The sequence below is a fragment of the Campylobacter sp. BCW_6463 genome (genome assembly GCF_001762785.1).
GTDB lineage: Bacteria > Campylobacterota > Campylobacteria > Campylobacterales > Campylobacteraceae > Campylobacter_D > Campylobacter_D jejuni.
Window position 1 is genome coordinate 1 of sequence record NZ_MJXL01000068.1, and the last position, 288, is coordinate 288.

Consider the following 288-nt stretch of genomic DNA (forward strand, 5'->3'; position numbering starts at 1 on the left):
TTATTATATTTGTTTGATAAAACCTAATTGCATTAAGTTTTCTATGGAAATAGGAAGTTTAATTTGTGTTCCTCCACCTTCTTGTTCAAAGCATGGAGATATTTTACCTATCTTCGGAGAATGGAATTTGTTTTTTTCTTTTAATGTTTTAATATCTTTTTTTAATTCTTCATTCCCACTCATTCTAACCTTTCTTTCAATACTTTCCATATTAATATCTTCTGTTACTTCATATCTTTTATAGGTTTTTTGCATGGCTTCATTATCTTCATAAGGCAATGATCTTTT

The 288-nt window shown here is 27.1% G+C and carries 1 protein-coding gene; it reads right to left on the minus strand.

Annotation, left to right across the window (positions count from 1 at the left end):
• Nucleotides 1-3: 3 nt before the first annotated feature.
• Nucleotides 4-288 (minus strand): glycohydrolase toxin TNT-related protein (locus tag AJ884_RS07635; protein ID WP_148123915.1); only part of this gene is annotated, 285 nt, incomplete at its 5' end.